The sequence below is a fragment of the Pseudomonas sp. RA_35y_Pfl2_P32 genome, from assembly GCF_963970735.1.
GTDB lineage: Bacteria > Pseudomonadota > Gammaproteobacteria > Pseudomonadales > Pseudomonadaceae > Aquipseudomonas.
Map to the genome: position 1 here is coordinate 1 of NZ_CAXAQF010000138.1, position 599 is coordinate 599.

Annotated in this window: 1 protein-coding gene; it reads right to left on the minus strand. The window is 64.9% G+C overall.

Annotated elements, in window-relative coordinates; translation table 11 throughout:
- Positions 1–173 precede the first annotated feature (173 nt).
- Positions 174–599, minus strand: a 426-nt coding sequence (locus AACY45_RS27510) for a Tn3 family transposase (protein WP_339548608.1), incomplete at its 5' end; no start/stop codon positions are given.

Consider the following 599-nt stretch of genomic DNA (forward strand, 5'->3'; position numbering starts at 1 on the left):
CCGTGCAGGGCTTTCGCCTGTCGAGCCAGACCTATGGCGTGCGCTTTGCCGGCAAGGCTGCGCTCACCCGCGACATCTCGCTTGGCTATAGTGCGAGCTGGGCGCGGCAAAGCAACTGGCATCGCAACCCCAATCGTTATGGGGTCGGTTCCGGCTGAGGGCGGAATGACACCCTAAGCATCGGCATCCTTGGGCCAGAGGTATTCGCCGGTGAGGAGGATATGTGCCCATCCGAGCGGGGAGATATGGGCGAGCAGGTGGTCGGGCGTATCCAGCCCCTCGCGGCGTCGGGCCTCGACGGCATGGCCGAGATGCAGGGTGTTCCAGTAGACGATGATGGCGGTGAGCAGGTTGAGGCCCGCGATCCGGTAGTGCTGGCCCTCGGTGGTGCGGTCGCGGATCTCGCCCTGACGGCCGATGCGCAGGGCGTTCTTCAGCGCGTGGTGCGCTTCGCCCTTGTTGAGGCCGACCTGGGTACGGTGCTGCATGCCAGCATCGAGAATCCATTCGATAATGAACAGCGTCCGTTCGATCCGGCCGACCTCGCGCAATGCGGCCGCCAGATCGTTCTGGCGCGGATAGGCGGCAAGCTTGCGCAG